This window comes from Paenirhizobium cremeum (genome assembly GCF_022884085.1).
In the GTDB taxonomy this organism is placed as follows: domain Bacteria; phylum Pseudomonadota; class Alphaproteobacteria; order Rhizobiales; family Rhizobiaceae; genus Allorhizobium; species Allorhizobium cremeum.
Genome location: NZ_JAGGCS010000008.1, coordinates 1 through 25,666 on the forward strand (window position 1 = coordinate 1; position 25,666 = coordinate 25,666).

At 62.1% G+C, this 25,666-nt stretch carries 22 protein-coding genes; 6 read left to right on the forward strand and 16 right to left on the reverse strand.

The window, feature by feature from the left end:
• Positions 1-68 precede the first annotated feature (68 nt).
• Both J5N58_RS15135 and J5N58_RS15140 read right to left on the reverse strand, forming a co-directional pair.
• Positions 69-242, reverse strand: a complete 174-nt coding sequence (locus tag J5N58_RS15135; protein ID WP_244711466.1) for a PIN domain-containing protein — start codon at positions 240-242, stop codon at positions 69-71.
• Positions 243-414: 172 nt separating this feature from the next.
• Positions 415-1,740: an NAD(P)/FAD-dependent oxidoreductase gene (locus J5N58_RS15140; protein ID WP_112829683.1), complete on the reverse strand. Its 1,326-nt coding sequence runs from the start codon at positions 1,738-1,740 to the stop codon at positions 415-417.
• 238 nt (positions 1,741-1,978) lie between these two features.
• On the opposite strand from J5N58_RS15140, the gene J5N58_RS15145 reads away from it, so the two are divergent.
• The 3 genes from J5N58_RS15145 to J5N58_RS15155 all read left to right on the forward strand — a co-directional run bounded on the left by J5N58_RS15145 (position 1,979) and on the right by J5N58_RS15155 (position 4,416).
• Positions 1,979-2,455, forward strand: coding sequence for an Lrp/AsnC family transcriptional regulator (locus J5N58_RS15145; protein ID WP_099060665.1), 477 nt, complete (start codon positions 1,979-1,981; stop codon positions 2,453-2,455).
• Between the two features lie 220 nt (positions 2,456-2,675).
• Complete coding sequence (locus J5N58_RS15150) at positions 2,676-3,329, forward strand: hypothetical protein (protein ID WP_112829684.1); 654 nt, start codon at positions 2,676-2,678, stop codon at positions 3,327-3,329.
• A 1-nt stretch (position 3,330) separates the two neighbouring features.
• The gene (locus tag J5N58_RS15155; RefSeq protein ID WP_112829685.1) at positions 3,331-4,416 is read left to right on the forward strand and encodes an ImmA/IrrE family metallo-endopeptidase; all 1,086 of its coding nucleotides are present in this window, start codon (positions 3,331-3,333) and stop codon (positions 4,414-4,416) included.
• Between the two features lie 237 nt (positions 4,417-4,653).
• Here J5N58_RS15155 and J5N58_RS15160 read toward each other — a convergent pair whose 3' ends face one another.
• The 7 genes from J5N58_RS15160 to J5N58_RS15190 form a co-directional block, all read right to left on the reverse strand.
• The gene (locus J5N58_RS15160; protein WP_244711643.1) at positions 4,654-6,309 is read right to left on the reverse strand and encodes an ABC transporter ATP-binding protein; all 1,656 of its coding nucleotides are present in this window, start codon (positions 6,307-6,309) and stop codon (positions 4,654-4,656) included.
• Positions 6,309-7,166 carry an ABC transporter permease gene (locus J5N58_RS15165; protein ID WP_113466154.1) on the reverse strand — a complete coding sequence of 286 codons (858 nt, stop codon included), beginning with the start codon at positions 7,164-7,166 and terminating at the stop codon, positions 6,309-6,311. Before J5N58_RS15165 ends, J5N58_RS15160 begins: the two co-directional genes overlap by 1 nt.
• Entirely contained in the window at positions 7,163-8,113 is a 951-nt protein-coding gene (locus tag J5N58_RS15170; protein ID WP_113340103.1) for an ABC transporter permease, read from the reverse strand. The genes J5N58_RS15165 and J5N58_RS15170 overlap by 4 nt, the downstream gene beginning before the upstream one ends.
• 91 nt (positions 8,114-8,204) lie before the next feature.
• Complete coding sequence (locus tag J5N58_RS15175; RefSeq protein WP_244711468.1) at positions 8,205-9,812, reverse strand: ABC transporter substrate-binding protein; 1,608 nt, start codon at positions 9,810-9,812, stop codon at positions 8,205-8,207.
• A gap of 73 nt (positions 9,813-9,885) precedes the next feature.
• Complete coding sequence (locus tag J5N58_RS15180; RefSeq protein ID WP_112829880.1) at positions 9,886-10,599, reverse strand: HAD-IA family hydrolase; 714 nt, start codon at positions 10,597-10,599, stop codon at positions 9,886-9,888.
• A gap of 262 nt (positions 10,600-10,861) precedes the next feature.
• On the reverse strand, positions 10,862-12,235 hold the full coding sequence (locus J5N58_RS15185; protein WP_112829690.1) for an aspartate aminotransferase family protein: 1,374 nt from the start codon (positions 12,233-12,235) through the stop codon (positions 10,862-10,864).
• Between the two features lie 13 nt (positions 12,236-12,248).
• On the reverse strand, positions 12,249-13,088 hold the full coding sequence (locus tag J5N58_RS15190; protein WP_244711470.1) for a GNAT family N-acetyltransferase: 840 nt from the start codon (positions 13,086-13,088) through the stop codon (positions 12,249-12,251).
• Between the two features lie 320 nt (positions 13,089-13,408).
• On the opposite strand from J5N58_RS15190, the gene J5N58_RS15195 reads away from it, so the two are divergent.
• Complete coding sequence (locus tag J5N58_RS15195) at positions 13,409-14,077, forward strand: haloacid dehalogenase type II (RefSeq protein WP_113340099.1); 669 nt, start codon at positions 13,409-13,411, stop codon at positions 14,075-14,077.
• A 17-nt stretch (positions 14,078-14,094) separates the two neighbouring features.
• Entirely contained in the window at positions 14,095-15,369 is a 1,275-nt protein-coding gene (locus tag J5N58_RS15200) for an NAD(P)/FAD-dependent oxidoreductase (protein ID WP_113466148.1), read from the forward strand.
• A 128-nt stretch (positions 15,370-15,497) separates the two neighbouring features.
• On the opposite strand, the gene J5N58_RS15205 is transcribed toward J5N58_RS15200, so the two are convergent.
• Positions 15,498-16,070, reverse strand: a complete 573-nt coding sequence (locus J5N58_RS15205; RefSeq protein WP_113444160.1) for an alpha/beta hydrolase — start codon at positions 16,068-16,070, stop codon at positions 15,498-15,500.
• A gap of 165 nt (positions 16,071-16,235) precedes the next feature.
• Here J5N58_RS15205 and J5N58_RS15210 point away from each other — a divergent pair, with 165 nt between their 5' ends.
• Entirely contained in the window at positions 16,236-16,802 is a 567-nt protein-coding gene (locus tag J5N58_RS15210) for an ATP-binding protein (protein ID WP_113444161.1), read from the forward strand.
• 96 nt (positions 16,803-16,898) lie between these two features.
• On the opposite strand, the gene J5N58_RS15215 is transcribed toward J5N58_RS15210, so the two are convergent.
• The 6 genes from J5N58_RS15215 to J5N58_RS15240 form a co-directional block, all read right to left on the reverse strand.
• Complete coding sequence (locus J5N58_RS15215) at positions 16,899-18,275, reverse strand: phenylacetate--CoA ligase family protein (protein WP_244711473.1); 1,377 nt, start codon at positions 18,273-18,275, stop codon at positions 16,899-16,901.
• A gap of 278 nt (positions 18,276-18,553) precedes the next feature.
• Positions 18,554-20,011 carry an NAD-dependent succinate-semialdehyde dehydrogenase gene (locus tag J5N58_RS15220; protein ID WP_113438554.1) on the reverse strand — a complete coding sequence of 486 codons (1,458 nt, stop codon included), beginning with the start codon at positions 20,009-20,011 and terminating at the stop codon, positions 18,554-18,556.
• A gap of 16 nt (positions 20,012-20,027) precedes the next feature.
• A complete protein-coding gene (locus J5N58_RS15225) occupies positions 20,028-21,071 on the reverse strand; it encodes a tartrate dehydrogenase (protein ID WP_113466147.1) in 1,044 nt (347 codons plus the stop codon).
• A gap of 19 nt (positions 21,072-21,090) precedes the next feature.
• Entirely contained in the window at positions 21,091-22,554 is a 1,464-nt protein-coding gene (locus tag J5N58_RS15230; protein ID WP_113444163.1) for an aldehyde dehydrogenase family protein, read from the reverse strand.
• Positions 22,555-22,752: 198 nt separating this feature from the next.
• The gene (locus J5N58_RS15235) at positions 22,753-23,661 is read right to left on the reverse strand and encodes a LysR family transcriptional regulator (RefSeq protein WP_113444164.1); all 909 of its coding nucleotides are present in this window, start codon (positions 23,659-23,661) and stop codon (positions 22,753-22,755) included.
• 34 nt (positions 23,662-23,695) lie between these two features.
• Positions 23,696-25,666 carry a hydantoinase B/oxoprolinase family protein gene (locus J5N58_RS15240; protein ID WP_244711475.1) on the reverse strand — a complete coding sequence of 657 codons (1,971 nt, stop codon included), beginning with the start codon at positions 25,664-25,666 and terminating at the stop codon, positions 23,696-23,698.

Genomic DNA, 25,666 nt, shown 5'->3' on the forward strand with positions numbered 1-25,666 from the left:
ATTATCCGTCGTTATAAAATCGAGACGAGCTGTGCGGTTTGATACATAAATTCCGAGAAAAACGCTCCTTATGAATCGGAGTCAGCCGGGGCGTCAACGGCAAGGATACCGGTTCCCTCGAAATCCTTCACGTTGGGCGTAACGACCGCCAGGTTATGAAACATGGCCGTGGCGGCGATCGGCCTTCGAACCAGCAACATGGCATCGTGTGCCGCAATCTGTTTGAGCGGTTCGCCCAGCATTGCCAGTCCCACAGTCCGCCAGAACGTCCCACACGCGGCCGCGCATGCCGGCGCCCATGCGTGGATGGGCGTTGGTGCACAGATCGTTTATCGATGATGGGTGAATTGCCCCCATTTCGACCGGACAGATCGCATAAGCAGAAAGGCTCAATCCGGCCGGGGTGCCGATGAGCTAGAAATTGGCGACCTTGCCCCAGACGGATGCGTGCAGGCGATCCGGGTGGTAGGGTTTCGGATCGACGAGCGGCTCGTCGCCGGTGACGATGTCGGCGATGAGGTGGCCGGCGCCCGGGCCGATGCCGAAGCCGTGGCCGCTGAAGCCTGCTGCGAGAATGAAGCCCGGCACTTCCGAGAGTTCGCCGATGGCCGGAACGCCATCCGGCGTGCTGTCGATATAACCGGCCCATGCCGCCGTGATCGTCGTCTTGCGCAGTTCGGGAAAGAGATCGAGCGCCCGCTGATGCGTGAGCCGGATGGTGGATGCATCCGTTGCCGGATCGAGGATGCGCATGCGCTCCATCGGGGTCTCCTCATCGAGACGCCAGCGCGCCAGGCTTTCATGCCCTGAGCGAATACCCTCCAGACCGCCCGGCGATAGACTTTTCCAGCGGCGCAGGAACATCGGCACGAATTGCCGGGAGAAGCGCAGTTGCTGGGCGGTGGGATCGATGCGGCCGCGGCCGCTGATCGCCAGCGTATAACCGCCATTGCCACGGCGCGTGACGGAGACGGCGGCGGTGTGCAGGGCATCGGGAAGCCCCTCGGCCCCGGCCGAAACCGACAGGATGGACGAGCGGACCGACGCCTGCGGAAAACGCACGCCGAACTGCCGGCAGAAGGACGAGGCCCAGGCGCCGCCGGCCATGACCGCGAGTTTTGTGCGGATCGTGCCCTTTTCGGTGACGACGGCGGAGAGGCGTCCGCCCTCGGTCTCGATGCCGCGCGCCGCGCACATCTGGTGCACCGAACCGCCGAGCGCCATGATCGCACGAGCGACGGCGGGTGCGGCATTGGCCGGATCGGCAATGCCGTCCGTCGGCGAGAAGACGCCGCCCTTCCAGATGCGACCGGTGGCGCGGCCGCGTTCGCTCGCCTCTGCACTATCCAGCATATGGGTGGTGACACCGACGGTGCGGGCGAAATCGCGCCAGCGCGCCCATCCCGCCAGCTCCGCCTCGTCATTGCTGAGATAGAAGAGGCCGCAACGGCGAAAGCCGGTGTCCTCGCCGCTGTCGGCGGCGAAGCGTTCCCAGAGATCGAGGCTCTTCGTCGCCATCGGCAGTTCGCGGGCGTCGCGGTTCTGCTGGCGGCACCAGCCCCAGTTGCGGCTCGATTGCTCGGCGCCGATCCTGCCCTTTTCGATAAGCGCCACCTGCATGCCGCGCTTCGCCAGATAATATGCCGCGAAAACGCCGACGATGCCGCCGCCGATCACCACGGCATCGGCGGATGCCGGCAAGGTCTCTGTCGTTTCGATATGGCGCAGGGGTGCGGGCATGGTTCAGCTCTCCGGAATTCTGTCCCAATCTAGCCTTTTGTCGCCGGAAGCGTGACCGGAGTTTCGGCTCTCCCGGCATTTCATTCTGCGGTTGTCCCTGACCGCAAACTATTATGCTTCAAAGACGAATTTCCTCGGCGATGGACAGAAGAGGGGGATGTGCTAAGTTTGCGACAGGCCGATTGCAGCATTTTATGCTGCCCTCGCGCATCCCTTGCTCGAACATGGCGGACGCGACATGAAACTGGACCGGATCGACATCAAGATCCTCTACGAACTGCAGAAGAACGGCCGCATCACCAATGTCGAGCTGGCGGAGCTGGTCAATCTCTCGCCCAGCCCCTGCCTGATGCGGGTGAAGAAGCTGCAGGCCGAGGGCTATATCGACGGCTATTCGGCGCAGATCAATGTCGGCAAGCTCGGGCAGACGCTCACCGTCTTCACCGAAGTCACCCTCAAGAACCACCGGCAGATCGATTTCGCCCGCTTCCTCGCGGCCGTCGAGAAGGTGGACCAGGTGATCGAATGCCATCTGGTCTCGGGTGGCTACGACTATCTCCTGAAATTCGTCACCGCCGGCATCGGCGAATACCAGACGATCATGGAACGCCTGACCGACATGGACATCGGCATCGACAAATATTTCTCCTTCGTCGTGCTGAAGTCCCCGATCGTCAAGGCCCACATGCCGCTGACCAGTTTGTTTCCGCTTTGAGGGAGTGTGCGGCTATCCAACCCGTCGAATAGGCGGCCCGGAGCGAGAAGGCGTGCTAAGGACAGCTTTGCGTCCTCGTAGCAGTCATTGGCGCAGCCTTGTATCATCCCGAAAGCAAGCTTCCACCATTGGGGAGTCGCCTTTTGACAAGTCACCTTGCCACTGGACTTCATTTTTTCCACCTGCTATAAGGTAAAAAAAATGAAGTTGGAACTTATCCATGAGCACTGTTGCAAGCACCGCACTCTATCAGCATCCATTTGACGCTCGTCGCCGTCTTATGGAATTGAGCATCTCTGTCGAAGCGCTGATCAAGGCTGTACAGGCTGGACACGTGGCCCGGTTGAACTGCACTGACAATGACCCACCATTCATCCCGGGCACCGAGGCATGGAGAATGGTCGTACGTACTCTGCGGGATGAGTTGGTGCCCCTTGGTTGGCGGAAAGACGACCCGAGCAATTACTCTTTGGTGATCAATGATTCGAGCGAGATCAATATTGTAGTTGCGAGCGCCGACGACCTCACGTGCAGGTGGCCTGGAATGCCGAGAACCAAGTCCCTCAAGGGCCTCTTTACTGAGGCGGCCGTGTTGAAAAATAGTTTCGAGGGTGATCTTTTCCCCGAGACAGTGGAAGCTGATCTTCGCCGGGCTGCGACCGTCCTTAACTACAAGACGTATATGCTCCTCATAAACATTGATGATGAACAGTGTCGGGCCGAGCTATCCCTACCGTCAAACTTCGACGACCAGATGGTGACCGGCTGGGCTGAACGTATATTCATCCCCATACCTGGTGTGGACGGCGGCGTGCCACAGAAAGTAGATGACACGCCCGATATTGACGTGCCCGTAAAGCGCAAGGCTGCATAAAATGTTCAATAAATCGCGGCTGAAGGTCGCTCGTCAGCGCGCCGGGCTGACGATGCGAGAACTCGCGTCCCGAGTTGGTATCGAACCTCGTACGGTGACCGGTTACGAGGCTGGAGAATACCTGCCGAGCGACGAGGTAGCTCGGAGATTCGCGCGAGTACTTGGCTTCCCTTTAGAATTTTTCATGGCTGACGACTTGGACATACCCCAGGTGGAAGGAGTCAGTTTTCGGTCTATGAGCAAAATGACAGCTCGGCAGCGGGATGGAGCAATCGCCGCTGGTGCTGTCGCGTTCCTTTTGTCGGACTGGTTGGAAGACGAGTTTGATCTGCCGGACGCAGACCTACCCGACATGCGAGAAGAGTTGCCTCAGACTGCTGCTGCTGGACTGCGAGACTATTGGGGGTTAGGCAACAGACCTATTAAGAACATGGTTCATCTGCTTGAGTTGAAAGGTGTTCGAGTTTTCTCTCTTGGGGAGGACGGTAAAGAGGTCGATGCGTACTCGTTGTGGCGAGGAACGCGACCTTATATCTTTCTAAACACTCAAAAATCTGCAGAGCGAAGCCGATTCGACGCTGCTCATGAACTCGGACATCTCGTACTGCACAAGCATGCTGCGCCCAACGGTCTAGAGGCCGAGAAGCAGGCCAATGAGTTCGCGGCAGCCTTCTTGATGCCCGAGGCACCACTCCGGGCTGTGGGACGCGTTTCAGGGCTTCCAAAAGTCGTGCAACTGAAACAGGAGTGGTCGGTATCCGTTGCTGCTATGGCTTACCGACTACACGAGGTCGGTATCCTTACCAAATGGAACTACCAGCAGATTTTCGTTGAGATCTCAAGGCGAGGCTGGCGTACAGAAGAGCCTTCGCCGATTCGACGTGAGCAATCCCAGATCTGGCATAAGGTACTAGGCGAAGTTCGCCGAGACGAACAGTTTGGATTGGTCGGGTTGGCTGAGCGTCTTTCATTGCCTGAGGCGGAGCTCGCGAAACTGTTATTTGGTCTCGTGACCGTTGGTGTACCATCTGCCCCGCGGACGGCGCCAAATACGCCTCCTCGTGGTCATCTACGACTGGTAAAATAATCTTTATAATCCCAACGGCAGTGGCAGTTCGAACGTCGGCGCTGAGGAAGTCAAAAGGCGTCCTCAGACGCTTCAAATGGGGGCGAATGCATTCACTGTCGCTGTATGGCAGTCAACGGGTCTTTGAAGCCGAGGATCTGACCATCAGGATAGGGCCTCGCAGTCGACGTTGCGTTCTCGGCCACAGTTTCTAGCCCATTCCGAACAACGATCCGCCCCCGCACCCGAAGCCCCCCCCTACTTCCGGCAGTAAGAACGCACCAGTTCCGGGTCCTGCTGAAGGCCGTCGAGCCAGGTGGGGTCGAGTTTCGGGACGGATGAGAACAGCAGTTGGGAATAGGGGTGCTGCGGGGCCTTCAGCGCCGCCGGGGTGATCTGTTCGACCTTCTTGCCGCCATACATCACCACGATCTCGTCGCAGATGGCCTCGACCACCGAGAGGTCGTGGCTGATGAAGACGTAGGAGAGGCCGAGTTCGCGCTGGAGTTCCTTCAGGAGTTCGATGACGGCCGCGGCGACCACGGTGTCGAGGGCGGAGGTGATCTCGTCGCAGAGGATCAGTTTGGGTTCGGCGGCAAGCGCGCGGGCGAAGTTGACGCGCTGCTTCTGTCCGCCCGAGAGTTCGGCGGGATGGCGATGGCGAACCGAGCGAGGCAGGTGCACCATGTCGAGAAGCTGGTCGATGCGGGCATCGCGGGCCTTGCCCTTCATGCCGTGATAGAAGGCAAGCGGACGCCCGAGGATTTCCTCAATGGGCTTGGCCGGGTTGAGCGCCGTATCGGCATACTGGAAGACGATCTGCATCTCGCGCAACTGGTCGCGCGTACGTTCGCGGGCGCTTTTTCCCAGTTCGCGCCCGTCGAAGACGATGTTGCCTGCCGAAGCGGGAAGAATGCCGGCGATGGCGCGGGCAAGCGTGGACTTGCCGCAGCCGGATTCGCCGATGATGCCGAGATTGCGGCCCTTCTCCACCTTGAGGCTGACGGACTGCACGGCGCGCATCAGCGGCAGGCCGTCCGACTGGAGCGGACCATAGCCGGCGATCACGTCCTCGATTTCGAGCAGCGGACGGCTTTCGTCTACCACTGCCGCGTCGGCGACGCGCGGCCGGGGCTCGAAGGCGGCCAGCAGTTCGCGGGTATAGGGATGCTTGGCGTCGGTGAGGATGTCGGCGGTCGTGCCCATTTCCTGCACCTCGCCGCCCCGGAGAACGACGATGCGATCGGCAATCTGGGCGACGACGGCGAGGTCGTGGGAGACATAGACGCCGGCGATCCTGTCCTTGCGCATGACGGACTTGAAGGCGCGCAGCACCTCGATCTGGGTGGTGACGTCGAGCGCCGTGGTCGGTTCGTCGAAGATCACCAGCTTCGGACCTCCGATCAGCGCCATGGCCGCGGCAAGGCGCTGCAACTGGCCGCCGGAAACCTGATGCGGATAGCGATTGCCGATGGTATCAGGATTGGGCAGCGACAGGGCGCGGAAGAGTTCGACCGCACGTTTGCGCGCTTCCTCCGGCGGCATCAGCCGGTGAATGCGGGTCACCTCGATCACCTGCTCCATGATGGTCGAGGCCGGATTGAAGGCGGCGGCCGCACTCTGCGGCACATAGGCGACCTCGGTGCCGCGGATCGCCGCGCGCTGGCGCTCGGACAGCGTCACCATGTCCTTGCCGTCGACACAAACGCTGCCGCCGGAAATGCGGCAGCCGGTGCGGGCATGCCCCATCAGCGTCAGCGCAATGGTGGTCTTGCCGGAACCGCTCTCACCGATCAGGGCGACGATCTCGCCCTCGGCGATATCGATGCTGACGCCCTTGATGATCTCGACCCGGCGGCCGGAATCGGTGGTCGCCTCGACCTTCAGGTCACGGATTTCGACGAGGTTGGCCATCATGCGCTCCTGTCTCGGATCTTCTTGGGCAGGTTGTCGATCAGCAGGTTGACGCTGATGGTGAGGCTGGCGATGGCCAGCGACGGGAAGATGACCGCCGGCGCGCCGAAGGGCAGGCCGCCGATATTTTCCCGCACCAGCGCACCCCAGTCGGCATAGGGCGGCTGGACGCCGAGGCCGAGGAAGGAGAGGCCCGAGAGCAGCAGCACGATGAAGACGAAGCGGATGCCGAGATCGGCCAGAACCGGGCCGACGATGTTGGGCAGGATCTCCGAGCCGATCAGGTAGAAGATGCTTTCGCCGCGAATGCGGGCGACGGTGACGAAATCCATGGCGTTGACATTGACCGCCAGCGCCCGGGCAAAGCGGTATGCGCCGGGGATATAGATGACCGACAGCGTCATGATGAGCACGGGGATGGAGGAACCGACGGCGGCGACCACCACGAGGCCGAAAAGCTTGCTCGGAATGGAATTCAGCGCATCGAGAAAACGGCTGAGCACGGTATCGAGCCAACCGCCGGCAACCGCGGCGATCATGCCCAGCACGACGCCGGTGAAACAGGCGATGGCGACGGCGGCGAGCGAGATGCCGACGGTATAGCGCGCGCCCATCAGGATGCGGGAGAACATGTCGCGGCCGAGATAATCGGAACCGAGCCACAGTTCGGAACTCATCGGCCCGAAATAGTCGTAGTCGACGATCTCGCCGACGGGATGGGGAATGAGCAGGGGCGCGAGGATCGCGATGATCGCCCAGAGCGCGATGATCGAGAGGCCGACGATACCGACGAGGTTGAAGCGGTATCCGAACCGCGAGCCGGCCGGCCGTACGGAGGTGTTCGTATTCGTGGTCATCGGAGCCTCGGGTTGGAAAGGATTGCGATGATATCGGCGGCGGTAATCAGGATCAGGTAGCCGAGGCAGAAGATCATGGCGCAGCTCTGGATGAGCGGCAGGTCGCGGGTTGCGACCGCATCGACCATCAGCTTGGCGATGCCGGGATAGTTGAAGATGGTCTCGACGATGATGACGCCGCCGAGCAGGTAGGAAAGCGACAGCGCCACCGCATTGACGATCGGGCCGAGCGCGTTGGGCAGCGCATGTTTCAGGACGATGCGTGGACGCGACGCGCCTTTCAGCAGCGCCATCTCGACATAGGGCGTGTTCAGCGTCTCCACCACGGCGGCGCGGGTCATGCGGATCATCTGGGCCGAGACGACGAAGGTCAGCGTGATGACCGGCATGGCGTAGACGCGGAGCATGTCGGCGATGGTGTGGACCTCATTGGCGAAGGAGAGTGCCGGCAGCCATTTCAGGTAGACGGCGAAGAGCAGCACGGCCGATGTCGCCACCATGAATTCCGGCACGGAGATGACCCCGATCGTCAGGATGGTGACGATGCGGTCGTAGAGCGAGCCGCGCAGCATGGCGGCGGTGATGCCAAGCGTCAGCGCGATCGGAACGGAGAAGAGGGCGGTAACGCCGGCAAGCTTCATCGAATTGACGAAGCGTCCCGCAATCAGCTGCGCGACCGGCATGTCGTTGGCATAGGAAGTGCCGAGATCGCCCTGTAGCAGGCCGAGACCCCAACGGATAAACCGGAACAGCGCCGGTTCGTCGAGATGCATGGCCTTGCGAAGGCCCTCGACCGCTTCCGGCGTGGCCGCCTGGCCGAGAAGGATGGTTGCGGTGTCGCCGGGCAGAAGTGTCGTGGCGAGAAAGACCGCGAGCGAAACGATCACCAGCGTGATGACCGCGATGAGCAACCTGCTCAGGACAAGGGACAGGACCCGCGAATTCATCTAGGCTCTCCCTATGGTGTTCGATGGTTGAACTATAACGCAAACGGGAAACGGACCGGGGATGAAAGTTCATCCCCGGTCGGCGTTTTCGTCAGGCTTCCAGCCAGACATATTCCGCGAAGGCGTAACCCATCATGCCGCCGAGCGGGTTGGCTTCGAGGCCCTTGAGCTTGCCGCTGGTCGCATCGACGTTGGAGATGTAGGCCGGAATGATCGTGCCAGCTTCCTCGGCGACCATGACCTGCATGGCGTTGTAGATCTCCTTGCGCTTGGCCTGATCGAGCGAGCCACGCGCCTCGATCAGCATCTTGTCGAACTTCTCCGACTTGTACTGGCTTTCGTTCCAGGGAGCTTCCGAGGTGTAGAGCAGCGAGAACAGGATGTCCGGGGTCGGGCGCGGGTTGATGTTGCCGAAGTGGATCGGCGCCTTGAGCCAGTAGTTGTCCCAGTAGCCGTCGGAGGGAACGCGCTGCACGTCGAGCTTCATGCCGATCTCGGCGCCGGCGGCCTGGATAATCATCGCCATGTCGATCGAGGAGGTCGCGGCTTCCGAAGCGATGACCGGGATGGACTGGCCGAGAACGCCGGCTTTCTGGAACAGCGCCTTTGCCTTGTCGGGGTCGAAGGCCTTCGGCTTCAGGTCGGCATTGTGGTAGAAATTGGCCGGCGAGACCGGCTGGTCGTTGCCGACTTCAGCAAGGCCGCGCAGCGCCGACTTGACGATCTGCTCGCGGTTGACGAGGTACTTCATGCCTTCGATGAAGTCCTTCTTGTCGCCCGGCGCCATGTCCATGCGCATGTTGAGATTGGTGTAGTTGCCGGAGGTGGTCTTCGACAGCACGAAGCCGTCCTGGCTCTCGATGAGACGCATGGAACGGGGATTGATCGAGGCGGCGAGATGGATATCGCCCGACAGCAGCGCATTGACGCGGGCGTTGTCGTCGCTGATGGCGAAGAATTCGAAGGAATCGACGTTCGGGCCGCCCTTCCAGTAGTTCTTGTTCTTGACGCCGACCGAGCGCACGCCCGGCTCGAACACTTCACGCACGAAGGCGCCGGTGCCGTTGGCCTTGGAGAAGTCGGTGGTGCCGTCGGCCACGATCATGAAGTGATGCATGGCGAGAATGGTCGGCAGGTCGGCATTCGGATTGGCGAGTTCGATCTCGACGGTTTCCTTGTCGACGGCCTTGAAGCCGGTCATCTGGGCGGCGATCTTGGCGACCTTGGAGCCGACAGCCTTGTCCAGGTGACGCTTCAGCGAGAACACCACGTCGTCTGCAGTCAGCGGTTTGCCGTCGTGGAAGGTGACGCCCTTGCGCAGCTTCACGGTCCAGGTCTTGGCGTCCTTGGATTCGATTGATTCAGCCAGTTCCATCTGCGGCGTGCCGGAGGCGTCGAGGAAGGTGAGGCGGTTGTAGAACGAGCAGCAACGGACATAGTCGGTCGACAGCGAGGCCTTGGCCGGGTCGAGCGTGTCTGCGGTGGAGGAGGACCAGCCGGCAGCCTTCAGCGCGCCGCCGGAAACCGGCGTTGCAGCAACGGCATTGCTGGCGCGGCCGAGGATCATGCCGCCGGCCGACATGGCGACGCCGCCAGCCAGCATCAACTGCAGCAGTTCGCGGCGCGTTGCGCCCCGACGAATGGCGTTTTCGACCATAGCGTCGTCGGACTTCGTCCAGTTCGTAATCTTGTCGCTCATGTCATTCCCCTTTTTCGTTTGGTTTTGCAAAGCGGCCGGCCGTTCGGGCCGGGTCCGCTCCGAAGGCTGAAGTTCAGGCGCTTGCTTCTTTCACGGCATCGGCAAGGCCGGCCATGGAGGTGAAGTGGTAGTCCGGCTTGGTAAACTCGGCCGGCTCGATGGTGCCGCCATATCCCTTCTGGGCGTGGCGACGCTCGATCCAGCAATTGGTCATGCCGAGTTTCCGGGAAATGCCGATATCGTGGTACTGGCTCTGGGCGACATGCAGGATGTCGTCCTTGCTGTTGCCTTCGGTGGCAACGAAATCGAAAACCTTCTGGAAGAAGGCCGGATCCGGCTTTTCGGTGCCGGTATCGTCGGCGGTGAAGGCGGCATGGAAGGGATTGCCGAGTTCCTTCGAGAAATATTCGAACGCCCAGCGGCGGGCATTGGTCATGGCGATGAGCTTGTGGGTCTTGCCGAGACTGGCAAGCGCTTCGGCGCTATCGGGAAAGCCCTTCCAGCTCTTGGCGGAATCGCGCAGCCGCTCGCCGTATTTCCGTTCGGCGGGAAGACCGAGCTTCGGCGCGATTACGAGATAGACGCGCACGAGATCATCCGGAAAGAGATCGGCGTCATCCGAATAACGCGCCGCCCGATAGAGCGAGAGAGCTTCCTCTCCGTCAACAGAAACGCCGGCTTCGGCAGCGATCGCCGAGAGGCAATCCTTGATGCCGCCCTCGAAGTCGATGAGTGTGCCGACCACATCAAAAGTCATGTATCTGAATTGCGAAAGGCTCTTTGCCACGTTCACGTTCCCAGTTCAGCACGTCTTCAAGAGGCGTGGTGCAGAAGAAAATTCTGTTCGATGCGATGGCGGTGAAACCGCCCTGCAAGCCGGAAAGCCCCTTTTTCTTGGGTTCTATAGCTCTTTCCGACCCCTTTAGTTTCGCAGGTGTGTCGCGCCGGATCCTCCGAAATGAAGCGGCGAGGCGGCACAAAATTCCGAATATGACAGTTCCGCGATATTTTGGGGACTCGCGGAACCCTCGGTTTTCCCTTGAACCCGCTCAGGTCATCGCCGCGCGGACGTCCGTATCCTCCAGCGTCTGGTCCAGCGTGCGGCGGGTTCGCTCGATAATGGCGTCGATATCGGCGTCCGTGCAGCAGAGCGGCGGGGCATAGCCAAGAATGCCGTTGGCGAAGGCGCGGATGACGAGGCCGTTATCCCAGGCGCGGTCGAAAATGCGGCGCGCCGGTTCGGCAGCCGCCGGAAGCGGCGTCTTCTTCTGCTTGTCGACGACGAGTTCGACGGCGGCAAGCATGCCACGGCCGCGCACATCGCCAACCAGCGGGTGATCCTTGAGGGCTTCGAGGCCGGCCATCAGGCGAGCGCCGGCTTTCACACCGTTTTCCAGAAGGCCGTTCTCATAAAGCCGCAGCACTTCCAGCCCGACGGCGGCGCTGACCGGATGGGCGGAATAGGTGTAGCCATGCCCGACCGCCGAAGCGCCGGCCGCATCGGCAATGACATCATACACCCGGTCCGACATGAAGACCGCACCCATCGGCACATAACCCGAAGTGAGGCCCTTGGCGGTGGTCATGAAGTCCGGGACGATCTCGTCCTCGGTGCAGGCGAACAGCGGGCCGGTGCGGCCGAAACCGGTGATGACCTCGTCGGCGATGAAGAGGATGTCCAACTCGCGGCAGACCTCGCACATGGCCTTCATCCAGCCCTTCGGCGGCACCAGTACGCCACCCGAACCCTGGATCGGCTCGGCATAGAATGCTGCGACCCGGTCCGGGCCGAGAGCCTCGACCTTGGCGCGAAGAGCCGCGACCGAAGCGGCGATGATCGCCTGCGGGTTCTCGCCGACCGGGTTGCGATAGGCGTAATGGGACGGGATCTTGTGCTGCCAGTCGAACGGTACGCCGAAGCCGGCATGGAAGGCGGGAAGCGCCGTGAGGCCTGCGCCGACCGTCGATGAGCCGTGATAGCCCTGCTCGATCGAGATGAACTGGTCGCGCTGCGGCTGGCCGCGGGCGATCCAGTAATAGCGGACGAAGCGGATCGTGCTGTCGACGGCATCCGAGCCGCCGAGGGTGAAATAGACGTGGTTGAGGTCGCCCGGTGCGCGTTCGGCAAGTTCGGCCGCAAGCCGGATGGCCGGCTCCGAGCCGAGGCCGAAATAGGCGGTCGCATAGGGCAGTTCGCGCAATTGCCGCGTGGCGGCCTCGACGATGCTTTCGTGACCGTAACCGGCATTGACACACCAGAGACCGGCGAAGCCATCGACCAGTTGCTTGCCCGATGCGTCTGTCACGGTCGCGCCGGAGGCAGAGGCGAGGACGCGAACGCCCTGCTTCTCATGGCCGCGATAGGAAGCGACCGGATGCACCAGATGGGCGCGGTCGAGTTCGATGAGGGAATTGCTGTACATGGCAGTCTCCGTTTCAGCCCAGCGCCTGGCTGGCGAGGGCGAATGTCCTGGTCTTGGAATTTTGTGCTGCGGGTCTCGGCGGGCGCTGCATGGCGATGCCGCCGCCGACATGCTGGAGACCGATCCCCGAAAGGAAAGGGGCAAGCCCGGTATCCAACGTTGTGTCGATGCGCAGGAAGGCGCCCGGCCGGCTGGCGGCGAAATAGGAAATCAGCGCGCTTGCGTCATCCAGATCCGAGGCGACGACCGGGCCGACCAGCTCGCCGCGCCCGAAATCGCGCAGGGCTGCGAAGCCGCTGACCTTTCCGCTTTGCCGGATGACGGCGAAGCGGTCGACATTGGCGAGATAGGCGATCAGCCCTTCCCGGTCCGCGCCAAAGGCCTGTCGGTCGAGTTCGGCAATGGCCGGAATATCGGCCGGCGAGGCGGCATGAACGCCTGCCGGTGCCGCGACCGGGGAAACCGGTCCCTGGAATTGCAGAACGGTGCCGGTCTCCTCAAAGCCGAGCTTCTGGTAGAGCGGCAATCCGTCGGTGGTGGCGATGAGACGCAATGGGCGCTCGCCCGCCAGCGAAAGAGCGGCGTCCATCAGCTTGCGGCCCAGCCCGCGGCCGCGCATGGCTTCATCGACGATGACCATGTTGATGGTGGCGCAATCGTTCTTGTAAGACGTGACGAGCACGGTCGCGACGACGCGCCCGCTATCATCCACGGCGACGAAGCCTTCGCTGAGCGCGAGCGCCATCTGCCAGTCCTCGAGGCGATGAGGCCAGCCGGCCTGCTGGGAAAGGGCAAGCGCCCCCTCCAGATGCCGGGGGGCAAAGGCCACGAGATCGATTTGATTTGTCTGCATGGGCAGTTCCTTGTTAGCTGCCCACAAGTCTCTGCGTTCAGCGCCGGAAGATCGTCTGAAGGCGGCTCCCGTCGCGGTATCTTTCGCCGTAGCAATATGGGCTCACCGCATCTTATGCTGGAGCCTCTGCCGGGCAAGGCGACTTTCTGGCCCTTGAAGGCGGGCTTTTACCGCGATCCGCCGCAACTCTCTGCCAAACCACGCTCGGGATACGAAACATTCTGCTTCAAGGCAGGCCAATTCAGTAGCGTCGTCGTCCCCGGTCCATCCTATGATCTGGACGACGCATCTGATCCCGCTCAATCGCAAGGATGAAAAGCATGAGCCACTTCCGCCCGAAATACATCACCTTCGACTGCTACGGCACGCTGATTAATTTCCAGATGGCGGAAGCAGCCCGCGACCTCTACAGCGCAGAGCTCGACGAGCCGCGCATGGCCGAATTCGTCAAGAACTTCGCAGCCTACCGCCTCGACGAGATCATGGGCGACTGGAAGCCCTATGCGGACGTGGTCCACAACGCGATCGAGCGGACCTGCAAGCGCAACGGCGTCGCCTTCAGGGAAGAAGACGCGAAGATGGTCTATGAGCGGGTGCCGACCTGGGGTCCGCATGCCGACGTTCCGGCAGGGCTTGCCAAGGTCGCCAAGGAAATCCCGCTGGTCATCCTGTCCAACGCGATGAACTCGCAGATCATGTCGAATGTCGAGAAGCTCGGCGCACCCTTCCATGCGGTCTACACCGCCGAGCAGGCCAACGCATACAAGCCGCGCTTCAAGGCCTTCGAATACATGTTCGACATGCTTGGCTGCGGCCCGGAGGACATTCTTCACTGCTCCTCGTCCTTCCGCTACGACCTGATGTCGGCGCATGATCTCGGCATCAAGAACAAGGTCTGGGTCAATCGCGGTCACGAGCCGGCAAATCCCTATTACGGCTATGTCGAGATCGCCGACATTTCCGGCCTGCCCGGCGTCGTCGGGCTCTGAAGGAAAGGCATAGACCCATGAAGTTCCTGTCCTACTGGCACGACACCGCCCCGGTCTTTTCCGGGGCTGCGCAAGGCCCGGTCGAAGGTCACTACGACGTGGCCGTGATCGGCGGCGGCTTCACCGGCCTTGCGGCGGCGCGGCAGCTCGCGAAAGCGGGAACGCGCGTGGTCGTGCTGGAGGCGGAACGGGTCGGCGCCGGAGCCTCCGGCCGCAATGGCGGCCATCTCAACAACGGGCTGGCGCACAGCTATCTCTCGGCCAAGGCCGAACTCGGGAAGGAACGCGCCATCGCCCTCTACAAGGCGCTCGACGATTCCGTCGACACCATCGAGGCGCTGGTGGCGGAAGAGGGCATCGATTGCAACTTCCGCCGTGCCGGCAAGCTGAAACTCGCCTCCAAGCCACAGCATTTCGAGACTCTGGCGCGCAATTTCGAGGCGCTGCATGCCGAAGTCGATCCGGATACCGCTCTTCTGAGCAGCGCCGACCTGAAAAGCGAGATCGGCTCGCCCTTCTACGGCGCCATGCTGTCGAAGAAGAGCGCGATGATGCATATGGGCCGCTATGTCGTTGGCCTTGCCGAAGCGGCCCGCCGCCACGGTGCCGTGATCCACGAGGATGCGGCCGTCGTCGCGCAGGACAAGAACGGCAACCGCCACAGCCTGCGGACGAAGCGCGGAACGGTGACCGCCAATCAGGTTCTGGTTGCGACCGGCGCCTATACCACGCCGAACTTCGGCTATTTCCGCCGACGCATCATTGCCGTCGGCAGCTTCATCATCGCGACCCGTCCGCTGACCGATGCCGAGGTCGCCGCGACGATGCCGGGCAACCGCACCTGCGTCAACACGATGAACATCGGTAATTATTTCCGCCTGTCGCCTGACAACCGCCTGATCTTTGGCGGCCGCGCCCGTTTCTCCGCCACATCCGACCAGCGCTCGGATGCCAAGAGCGGCGAGATCCTGCGTGAAAGCCTCGCCCGGATCTTTCCCCAGCTCGCCAAGGTCGAGATCGACTATTGCTGGGGCGGCCTTGTCGACATGACCAAGGACCGCTACCCGCGCGCCGGCTATCACGACGGCTTTTGGTATGCGATGGGCTATTCAGGCCACGGCGCCCAGCTTTCCACCCATCTCGGCATGATTATGGCGGACGCGATCCTCGGAAAGTCCGACCGCAACCCGCTCAAAGGCCTCGACTGGCCCGCCGTGCCGGGCCATTTCGGCAAACCGTGGTTCCTGCCGCTGGTCGGCATGTATTACAAGATGCTCGATAAGGTTCAGTAGGGGTAGGCTGTGGGTGGTTGTGTGTCCGCGTTGGGCCTTCAATTCAGTGGTAAAGGTCGTCATCGAGCGTATCCAAGAGCGGACATAGCCTCGTGGCGGCGTCGCGTCGCCTGTGCGCCAAGAGCGGACTAGTGGGCGGCGGCGGTCGCTAGCCAGGAGCGGGCTAGCATAACGTCCGCATTGTCACCGGCCCAGCCATGCTCAGCATTTATAACATGAAGTGAGACCCGAGCCCCAGCCTTGCTCAACTGCTCAGCAAGAATGGCAGCGTCGTCGGGCCGTCGACGCTCGTCATGTTGGCCTGCCACGATAAGAACGGGTTTAGCTGACATTCCCGGGAACTTGAAGTTCGGGGAGAGCGGTTCGGGACGCATAAGGATCGCGCCCGCGAGCCTTTCAGGAGCGACCGAGAGTAACGCTTCAGCGAAGATCGCGCCGCTCGAATATCCCACCGCAATAACCTCACCTGGTGCCGGAAGAAATGTCTGTGCTTCTTGCGAGACCCACGCTGTCGCCAGGTTCAGAACTTCAGCAGCATCAATGCTGCGATCAGAACGACGTCTGAAGAAGGTGTACCCACCTGCCTCCGCAAAGGGACCACGAGGAGCGATGAAGCGGGCTTGAGGTGCAAGCTGATGACAGAAATCAGCTAGATCGGTCTCGTCACGCCCTGAGCCATGAAGCGACAGAAGTGAAAGCATGGGCACTACGTCTCCGTACAGGATGGCCGCACACTTACCCGACTCCCTACAACAGGTTGATGACGGCCTCGGGCCGACGGCCGTCCTGGCGCAGAAGCGCCAAAACCTGTCATTGAGCACTACGGCACATCACGCTAAAAGCGGCTTCTTGCTAGAGGGAACCGCATGACTTATCGGCCGCGAGTATACTTAACCGGCGCATCCTGCTCAGGCGTTTCCACACTCGGCGCTGTGCTGTCCAAGCGGTTCGGCGTTCCGCAACTGGATGTCGATGACTTCTACTGGATGCCGACCGATCCCCCGTTCAGCACAAAGCGTCCACCTGAAGAACGTGTCCGCCAGATACAGGACAGACAAAGCGAAACCGAAGGGTGGATCTTGACGGGTTCGTTCATCGGCTGGGGCGATGCTCTGATTCACAACGTCGATCTAATCGTATTTCTTCGAACACCCACGACCATACGGCTTCAGCGTCTTGACCAGCGCGAGGCCGCCCGGTATGGCGCGCGCATCTTGCCAGGCGGAGACATGCACGAGGCGCATCTGGCGTTCCGGGACTGGGCCTCGCGCTATGATGATCCCTCGTTTACTGGCCGCAACCTTGTGCAGCATGAGAGTTGGTTAGCCGATCAATCCGCCCCAGTTCTTCGCCTTCAAGGTGAGCAGTCCACCGCAGAATTGATGCAACGTGTGGCGGATGAGCTTCTACGTCTTTCACCCTGTGGAGCTTGATCGGCAAGTTGGATTGCCCAGGTACGTCATGGCGCAGAAGCGCCACAAACGGACAATAGATACCTTCGTAAAATAAGAGGCGAGGCTGTGCGTGAGCTAACCCGAAGTGGGCGAAACTACCAGCCGCTGTTTCGCGCCGGACCCCGAACGCATGATTGCATCGACAACGCGGATGAGGATCTGTGCAGGCTCGGCGTCGATTTTTGCCAATGCCGCCCTCAGGGCGAACTCCAGCTTGTGGCTTACCAATTCGGCATCAAAACCGGGCAAGAGTGAAATGGTGACTTCGACGCCGTCGGGCAACTGGCCAAACTGATATTGGCTTATCCCTTCGATGCTGGTTAGCGGGGAACGAAGCCGGTGCCCATGGACATCCACCGTTCCGCCGCCGCGTTTCGCAAACCGCAGCATCTCTTCTCTCCGTCCCTCGATGTTCGCGATGCGCCAGAACGGCAGACCGCAGCGGCAAGGTTCGGTCGCGAGCGTGACGATATCCGAGATTTCGTAGCGCACCAGAGGCAGTACGCGATTGGTAAGTGTCGTCACCAGCAGCTTTGCACCAGGCGTTCCGTTTGGCACCGGCCGGTCGTTGTCGTCCACGACCTCGAAAACGAAGGCATCCTCCGCGAGATGCAATCCATCGACACACTCGCATTCATGCCCCATAGCTCCAGCCTCGGTGCAGGTATAGGAGTTGGCGACCTTCGCACCCCAAGCGTCTGCGGCGATCTCTCTCACCTTCGGAGTAAGAGTTTCCGCGCTCGTGCGAATTAGCCTTGGCCTTATATGCAGACGGCCGGCTAGTTGTTCGTTTGCCAGCACACGCACGAACGACGGATAGGTCGAGACGACTTCCGGCTGATAGGCATTCAAACCTTCAACGACCGCTTCGATCGGCATCAACACATTCAGCCTCGGCGCAGGCGAGCGTATGGCTCGCATCTCGGTTCCAATGCGATAGGAGATATGCACGGGCGATGAAGCGAAAATGCCCATGCTTTGGGTCGCCTCATCAATGCCGACAAATCTCTGAAACCGCAAAGTGTTGCCGATTGCGGCCAACCAAGCCGAACTGTCGAATACAGCAAGCCCTTTTACGCCGGTCGTCCCTCCAGTAGCCGCGACCCTGTATTCGCCGAGAAGCAGGTCGCCAGGGTTATCGCTATCGAGGTGATGCTCGACCAGCCTTCGATCCAGCCGGGGATCGGTGACGATCTGGTCGAAATTCGCCATGAGGATCTGCTTGGTCAGGATCGGAAATTCGTGAAGCGGCGCGTTGCGCAAAACCAGTTCGCTTATCGTTTTGCCATAAAAAGGCGAGGCATCAATGGCATGCCGCAGCATAAGGACCAGCTGTTCATGCTGATGGGCCAGCAGTCGCTCCCGCTCCCAATTGCGGCGAGCAAAAAGCTCATTCCCATATTGGATCAGTCTAGAAGCTTCCAACGTTGCAAGCGTCGCCAACGAAGACATTGAAGCGAGTCCCTATAAACGGTTGGCCCAAGCTACCATCCTATCATGTTTATCCAACCCTGACGATTACAGCGGAGGCAAGAACCACCGTTGATACCAATTCATGCGAATGATAACCCGCCTGTCGATCATCTGATGGAGTTCGGCGCTCCAAAGCGGTGGGTGACAAGTGCGCTCAATGACCGGTTTGGGCCAAAATCGGAAGCCACGCTTTCATGAAACTTGGCTTCCGCAAAGAACCTGCATTGGCCGTTTGCCTTTTCCGCCCATCAACAGCCTCAGGCGAGGCCGCCGATGTGGAAGGTTTTCATCTCCAGATATTCCTCGATGCCGACCTGGGCGCCTTCGCGGCCGAGGCCGGATTGCTTGACGCCGCCGAAGGGGGCGACTTCGGTGGAGATCGCGCCGGTATTCAGGCCGACCATGCCGAATTCCAGTGCCTCGGCGACCTTCCACGAACGCTTCAGGCTCTCGGTGTAGAAATAGGCGGCGAGGCCGAAGGGCGTGCCGTTGGCAATCGCGATGGCTTCCTCGTCCGTTTCGAAGCGGAAGAGTGGCGCGACCGGACCGAAGGTCTCCTCGCTTGCCAGCAGCATTTCGGTGGTCGCACCGGTCAGCACGACGGGCGCGGTGTATTGCGGTCCATCGGGCATTGCCGGCTTCTGCGTCACGACCTTCGCACCCTTGGAAAGCGCGTCTTCCACATGGCGGTTGATCTTGGCGATGGCCGCCTCGTTAATCATCGGGCCGATGGAGATGCCGGGCTCGGTGCCGGGGCCGACCTTCATCGCGTTGACGCGCTCGGAAAGCTTGGCTGCGAAAGCATCGTAGACGCCGGACTGGACGAGGATACGGTTGGCGCAGACGCAGGTCTGGCCGCCGTTGCGGAACTTGGAAACCAGCGCGCCCTCGACGGCAAGATCGAGATCGGCATCGTCGAACACGATGAACGGCGCATTGCCGCCGAGTTCGAGCGAGAGCCGTTTGACGCTGTCGGATGCGCCGCGCATCAGCAGCGAACCGACGCGGGTCGAGCCGGTGAAGGAGATCTTGCGGACCGTTTCGTTGGCCATGATCTCGTTGCCGATTTCCGTCGGCATGCCGGTGACGATGTTGACGACGCCGGCCGGGATGCCGGCGCGTTCGGCGAGCACGCCGAGCGCCAGCGCCGAATAGGGCGTGAATTCGGAAGGCTTGATGACCACGGTGCAGCCGGCGGCAAGTGCGGGGGCCACCTTGCGGGTAATCATCGCATTGGGGAAATTCCACGGCGTGATGATGCCGCAGACGCCGACCGGCTCCTTCAGCACCACGATGCGGCGGTCGGGCGTCGGCGAGGGGATGGTGGTGCCGCCGATGCGGCGGGCTTCCTCGGCGAACCATTTGACGAAGGACGCACCGTAGCGGATTTCACCCTTGGCTTCGTCCAGCGGTTTGCCCTGTTCGGTTGTCAGGATCAGGCCGAGATCGTCGATATGGGCGATCATCAGGGCAAACCAGGCCTCGAGAAGGGCCGCCCGTTCGGCATGGGTCTTCCGCTTCCAGGCGGGGTAGGCGGCATTGGCCGCCTCGATTGCCGCGCGGGTTTCGTCGCCGCCCATATCCGGCACGCTGCCGATGGAAGACTGGGTTGCGGGATCGGTCACATCGACGGTCTTGCCGGAGGTTGCATCGACCCATTTGCCGCCGATGAGGCCCTGCTGGCGGAAGAGGCCCTTGTCCTTCAGGTTCTGCATGTCTTGTCCTTAAATATCAGGAAAGCGCCGCAAGCACTGCGGCGGTGATGACGTCGGTCCTGTCCTTGCCCGGTACGGTGCCGATGCCGCGGGCGGTGGTCTGCTCAAGCGCCGCCATGATGCGGGCGGCGGCGTCCTTCTCGCCGAGATGATCGAGCATCATCGCAGCCGACCAGATGGTGGCCATCGGATTGGCGATGCCGAGATGGGCGATATCGGGTGCCGAACCATGCACCGGTTCGAACATCGACGGAGCGGAGCGGTCCGGGTTGATGTTGGCGGAGGCCGCAAAGCCGAGACCGCCCTGGATGGCGGCGCCAAGGTCGGTAAGGATGTCGCCGAAGAGATTGGAGGCAACCACCACGTCGAGGCTTTCAGGCGCCATGACCATGCGGGCGGCCATGGCGTCGATGTGATAGCTGGTGACCGTGACATCGGGATATTCGGCGGAAAGCTCCTTCGTCACCTCGTCCCAGAACACCATGGAATATTTCTGGGCGTTCGACTTGGTGATGGAGGCGAGCTTGCCGCGCCGGGCGCGGGCCTGCTCGAAACCGAAGCGCAGGATGCGCTCGACACCCTTGCGGGTGAAGATCGAGGTTTCCACCGCCACTTCGTCCGCGGTGCCCTGATGCACGCGCCCGCCGGCGCCGGAATATTCGCCCTCGGTGTTTTCGCGGATGCAGAGGATGTCGAATGCCTCGGCCTTCAGCGGCCCCTGCACGCCGGGCAGCAGCCGGTGCGGACGGATATTGGCATATTGCACGAAGGCCTTGCGGATCGGCAGAAGCAGGCCATGCAGCGAGACCGAATCCGGCACTTCCGCCGGCCAGCCGACGGCTCCAAGCAGAATGGCGTCGAAGCTACGCAGCGTCTCGATGCCGTCTGGCGGCATCATCGCCCCGGTTTCCTTGTAGAACTTGCAGGACCACGGAAACTCGGTGCCCTTGAGGGCGAAGCCCGCATCGCTGGAAACCTTTTCGAGCACGCTCCAGGCTGCCGCGGTGACATCACGGCCGATGCCGTCGCCGGGAATGAGCGCGATGGAATATGTCTGCATGGGGAAAGACCTTGTGCTGTCAGAGGCTGATGAGGACGCTCTTGCTCTTGCGGTTGGCGAGATAGGCGTCGCGGCCGAGATCCTTTCCGATCCCGGAGCGTTTGTAACCCCCGGTCGGCAGGATGTGATCGCGCGAGCGGCTGTAGCGGTTGACCCAGACGGTGCCCGCCTGGATCTGGCGGGTCAGGCGGATGGCGCGGGAGAGATCGCGGGTAAAGATGCCGCTCGCCAGCCCGTAGGTCGGATGGTCGGAAAGCGCCAGCGCCTCTTCCTCCGTGGTAAAGGTCTGCATGGTCAGAACCGGTCCGAAGATCTCCTCGCTCACGGCAGGCGAGTCCTGCCGGACATTGGCGATCAGGGTCGGGGCGTAGAAATAACCTTCGCCCTCCATCGCCGCGCCACCGGTCAGGCACTCGCCGCCGGCGGCAACCGCCGCCTGCACGATGCTGCCGATGCGGCCGCGCTGGCGCTCGGAAATGATCGGCGAATACTGGCTTGCCTCGTCCCAGGTCGGGCCCGGGCGCACGGCCTTCATACGGGCGATGATGGCCTCGACAAGAGTGCCGGCCACACTTTCCTCGACGATCAGGCGCGAACCCGCAACGCAGGCCTGTCCGGCATTGGAAAGAATGCTTCTGGCAATCTCTTCGGCCGCCTTGCCAAGATCGGCGTCGGCAAAGACGAGCTGCGGGCTCTTGCCGCCGAGTTCCAGCGTCATCGGCTTGACCCCGGTGCGGGCGATATTGGCCATGATCGCGGAACCCGCGCCGGTCGAGCCGGTAAAGGAGATCTTGGCGATATCGGGATGCCCGGTGATCGCGTTGCCGGTGGTCGGGCCGTCGCCCAGCACGATGTTGACGAGACCTGCCGGGATGCCAGCGCGCACGGCGAGTTCGGCGAGATAGACGGTGGAGAACGGCGTCATTTCGGAAGGTTTCAGCACCACCGCATTGCCCGCTGCCAGTGCCGGACCGAGCTTCCACCCGGCCATCGAGACCGGGAAGTTCCATGGCGTGATGGCGCCGACCACGCCGTAGGGTTCCGTCATCACCATGCCGAGACTATTGTCGTCGGTCGGTACGAGATCGCTGCCTTCCTTGTCGGCGAATTCGGCGAAGAACCGGATCTGCTCGGCGGTGATGGCGATATCGCCGGCGACGAGATGGCCAACGGGCCGGGTGGAGGAAAGCGCCTCGAGCTTGGCGAGCGTTGCGGCCTCGGCTTCGATCAGGTCGGCCCAGCGCTGCATCGCCTTGGTGCGTTCGCGGGGACGTACGCCGCCCCAATTGCTGGCTTTCAGGGCCTTCTTCGCGGTTTCGACGGCGCGGTCGACGGTTGCCTCGTCGGCGAGTGGGCAGCCGGCATAGGCCTTGCCATCGGAGGGGCGATGCATGTCGATGACGCCACCGGCCTCCACCAGCCGTTCGCCGATGAAATGACCGACGGGCAGCGGAAGGGTATCGGGATCGAAACTGAGGGTCATGACGCGCACCTTTGCAAAGCCTTTAGGCTAGAGCGCCGTGCGTCCAGTCGGACGCACAAAGGACGCTCTAACTTTTTGAATCTACGCATCGAGCTTTCCGAAGATCGAGGCCGATCTTCGGGCCGATGCGGTAGGGTAACTGCCGCGCGTGAGCAGCATGCGTCGTGTGGGACGGCAGGCGCGAATGAAAATCCTGTTTTACCGGCGAGGGGCAGTGCAATCTTCCGCCGCGGCAAAGGAGCGGCGGAGGCTTTGCAGGAAAGCCGAGATGAAACGGGATTTCGGGCGTTGTTCGTTGATTGAAATCGAGACGCGGGTGGTGACGGCCGGCTCGAAGCGCCGGGCGACGATGCCTTCCCCGCCCTGAAGCACCGCGAGGCCATCGACCACGGCGACGCCGAGCCCCTGCCGCACCAGAGGCAGCGCACCGACGGATGAGGCGATCTGGATCGCGACATCGCGGTTGAGCCCCCTCGACGCAAAGGCCTCATCGAGCGCCGGCCCGACCTCGTCGGCATGGGAGCCGTAGGAAATCAGCGGCACGCCTTCGAGAAGTTCCGGCGTGATGACGTCATGGGCGGCGAGCGGATCGCCTTCCCGCAGCACCGCCACCATTGGCGTGGCGCCGAGCGCTTCCACCCGCACGCTCGGTGCAAGGATGGCCGAGAGCGTCACCGCGACATCGATGTCGCCGATGGTCAGGGCTTCTGCGATCTCGCGCTTCGGGAGCGTGTGCAGGTGGATCTTCACCTCCGGATGACGGGCGCGGAAATCGCCCAGCGCCGGCGGCAGCACCGAATAGGCAAGCGGCAGGCTTGCGCCGATCCGCAACAACCCGATCTTGTTGGCGCCGACATCGCGGGCAAGCGTCTTCAGCGCCTCCATCTGGCGGAACACGCGGTCCGCATCGGAAAACAGCAGATGCGCCTCCATCGTCGGCACCAGCCGCCCGCCGATCCGCTCGAATAGCGCGTATCCGAGCTGGTCTTCCAACTGCAGCAGAAGCTTGCTGACGGCCGGTTGCGAGACGCCGAGCGAATTGGCCGCGGCGGTGATAGTGCCGTCGCGCATGATCGTCCGGAAAATCTCGAGCTGGCGGACATTCATGGAACGACGGTTTCCCCGGGGGTATCTCTTCGGCCTAGAGACCGTAGCGGATTTTCATCTCCTGAAACAGGCCACGCATCTGGTCGGCGACCGGCCGGATGTCGGAGCCCAACTTTTCCACCGCCTCGAAAATCCGGTGCTTCAGGAAGAAGCGCCAGCCGACGGGCGCGGTCGCCAGGAATTCGGTCAGAAGATCGTAGCGCTCTTTGGTCCAGACAGCCTCGAATGCCAGGCGTTCCGCGCCGTAGGTGATGACCGGGGGCGTGGGGTCCGCCGGGCGGGCTGCGCGCAGGCTTGCGGTCTCGACCTCGTCAACGCGGCGTTCGCGAATGGCGACACCGTAATCCCGCCTTGCGCTTTCCTCGCTGACCGCCCCCTTCAGGACGTCGTCCAGAACGTCTGCGGGATCGCGCAGGAAGGGATCGCCCCAGCCGCCGGCACCCGGACCGACGACACGGATCACGTCGCCAGGACCGCAATTGATGACATCGGTATTGCCGAGCGATACCTCGTCGGCACGACCGGGATTGCGCAGGAAGCGCGATACCGTGCCGGCGTTAGCGCCGTTCACGCCCCAGGCTGGCATGATCGAGCGGTTGCGGTTTCGCGCCGTCACCACGGTTTCGGGCGAGGACACCTCGAATTCCATGACGGCGGACAGGCCACCGCGATGACGGCCGGGTGCGCCGCTGTCAGGCTCCAGCCCGTAGCGCAGGAAGCGGATCGGCACTTCCGCCTCGCTGATCTCGATCGGCGTGTTGCGCAGAAAGCCGGTCGCCCCGCCCGCGCCGTCGCTGCCGTCGCCGAAGGGCGTGCCACCGCCACCGCCGCCGACCGGACCGATGGACGCCATGACCGGGCGGCCGTTGCGACCGCTGGTCTTGATGTTCATGATCGCGTTGCCGCCGGGAGAGGCGGCCGGCATCAGGTGGGGCAACGCCTGCGCGAACGCGCCGACGGTGACGATCTGCGTCATGGCGCAGGTGAGCGAGCGCATGCCGACGGCGGCCGGCCGCTGGCAATTGACCACCGATCCCTCGGGCAGGATGGCCCGGGCCGGGCGCAGTGTGCCGGCATTCAGAAGCAGGCTGTTGTCCAGCGTGTAAAGCACGTAGGTCAGGCCGACCATCACCAGCGGATGGCGTTCACGCCCGCCGGTCGGCATGTTGAGCGAGGAGCCGAGCTGCGGATCGGAGCCGGTGTAATCGAGCACGATCTCGTCGCCGCGCACCTTCAGCGTCAGCGCTACACGGCAGGGCTTGCCGCCAACGGAATCCTCATCGGCATAGTCGGCAAAGAAGTAGTCGCCGTCCGGCACGTGCGTCAGGATCTGGCGCACCTGCGCTTCGGCATAGTCGAGGATCTGCTCGACGCCCTCGATGAAGGTATCGAAACCGAAGCGGTCGATGATCTCCAGGATCTTGCGTTCGCCGACATTGACGGAGGCGATCTGGGCATGGAGGTCGCCGAGGTTCTGTTCAGGCAGGCGAACATTGGCGCGGATCATCTCGGGAATGAATGGGTTCAGCACGCCCTTCTCAACGAGCTTGACCGGCGGAATGCGCAGGCCCTCCTGCTCGATTTCGTTCAGCGAGCGCGAGAGCGAGGCCGGCACCGCGCCGCCGACGTCGGTATTGTGAATGTGGCCGACGACGAAGCAGGCGATGCGGCCCTCGTGAAACACCGGCTTCCAGATATGGATATCCGGCGAATGGGTGGCGACGAAGCCGTTATAGGGATCGTTGGTGATGCAGATGTCGCCTTCCGCATAGTCGTCGAACATCTCAAGCAGCGGCGCGTAATCGATGCCGCTGTACCATGGCGCGCCGAACTGGCGCGGATTGGCGAAGGCCAGCCCCTCGCGGGTGACGATCTGGCAGGAAAAGTCTTCCGTTTCCTTGACGAAGGCCGAATGGGCGGTGCGCATCAGCGTGAAGGCCATGGCGTCGGCTGCGGCGGCGCAGAAGTTGGCGAGAACTTTCAGGTTGCGGCGATCGATGGCCAT

What these genes read in the sequence shown, in the direction of transcription:
- J5N58_RS15135 (WP_244711466.1), bottom strand. Translation starts at nt 242, where the DNA reads ATGCTGGGCGAACCGCTCAAACAGATTGCGGCACACGATGCCATGTTG.
- J5N58_RS15140 (WP_112829683.1), bottom strand. Translation starts at nt 1,740, where the DNA reads ATGCCCGCACCCCTGCGCCATATCGAAACGACAGAGACCTTGCCGGCA.
- J5N58_RS15145 (WP_099060665.1), top strand. Translation starts at nt 1,979, where the DNA reads ATGAAACTGGACCGGATCGACATCAAGATCCTCTACGAACTGCAGAAG.
- J5N58_RS15150 (WP_112829684.1), top strand. Translation starts at nt 2,676, where the DNA reads ATGAGCACTGTTGCAAGCACCGCACTCTATCAGCATCCATTTGACGCT.
- J5N58_RS15155 (WP_112829685.1), top strand. Translation starts at nt 3,331, where the DNA reads ATGTTCAATAAATCGCGGCTGAAGGTCGCTCGTCAGCGCGCCGGGCTG.
- J5N58_RS15160 (WP_244711643.1), bottom strand. Translation starts at nt 6,309, where the DNA reads ATGGCCAACCTCGTCGAAATCCGTGACCTGAAGGTCGAGGCGACCACC.
- J5N58_RS15165 (WP_113466154.1), bottom strand. Translation starts at nt 7,166, where the DNA reads ATGACCACGAATACGAACACCTCCGTACGGCCGGCCGGCTCGCGGTTC.
- J5N58_RS15170 (WP_113340103.1), bottom strand. Translation starts at nt 8,113, where the DNA reads ATGAATTCGCGGGTCCTGTCCCTTGTCCTGAGCAGGTTGCTCATCGCG.
- J5N58_RS15175 (WP_244711468.1), bottom strand. Translation starts at nt 9,812, where the DNA reads ATGAGCGACAAGATTACGAACTGGACGAAGTCCGACGACGCTATGGTC.
- J5N58_RS15185 (WP_112829690.1), bottom strand. Translation starts at nt 12,235, where the DNA reads ATGTACAGCAATTCCCTCATCGAACTCGACCGCGCCCATCTGGTGCAT.
- J5N58_RS15190 (WP_244711470.1), bottom strand. Translation starts at nt 13,088, where the DNA reads ATGCAGACAAATCAAATCGATCTCGTGGCCTTTGCCCCCCGGCATCTG.
- J5N58_RS15195 (WP_113340099.1), top strand. Translation starts at nt 13,409, where the DNA reads ATGAGCCACTTCCGCCCGAAATACATCACCTTCGACTGCTACGGCACG.
- J5N58_RS15200 (WP_113466148.1), top strand. Translation starts at nt 14,095, where the DNA reads ATGAAGTTCCTGTCCTACTGGCACGACACCGCCCCGGTCTTTTCCGGG.
- J5N58_RS15205 (WP_113444160.1), bottom strand. Translation starts at nt 16,070, where the DNA reads ATGCTTTCACTTCTGTCGCTTCATGGCTCAGGGCGTGACGAGACCGAT.
- J5N58_RS15210 (WP_113444161.1), top strand. Translation starts at nt 16,236, where the DNA reads ATGACTTATCGGCCGCGAGTATACTTAACCGGCGCATCCTGCTCAGGC.
- J5N58_RS15215 (WP_244711473.1), bottom strand. Translation starts at nt 18,275, where the DNA reads ATGTCTTCGTTGGCGACGCTTGCAACGTTGGAAGCTTCTAGACTGATC.
- J5N58_RS15220 (WP_113438554.1), bottom strand. Translation starts at nt 20,011, where the DNA reads ATGCAGAACCTGAAGGACAAGGGCCTCTTCCGCCAGCAGGGCCTCATC.
- J5N58_RS15225 (WP_113466147.1), bottom strand. Translation starts at nt 21,071, where the DNA reads ATGCAGACATATTCCATCGCGCTCATTCCCGGCGACGGCATCGGCCGT.
- J5N58_RS15230 (WP_113444163.1), bottom strand. Translation starts at nt 22,554, where the DNA reads ATGACCCTCAGTTTCGATCCCGATACCCTTCCGCTGCCCGTCGGTCAT.
- J5N58_RS15235 (WP_113444164.1), bottom strand. Translation starts at nt 23,661, where the DNA reads ATGAATGTCCGCCAGCTCGAGATTTTCCGGACGATCATGCGCGACGGC.
- J5N58_RS15240 (WP_244711475.1), bottom strand. Translation starts at nt 25,666, where the DNA reads ATGGCCATCGATCGCCGCAACCTGAAAGTTCTCGCCAACTTCTGCGCC.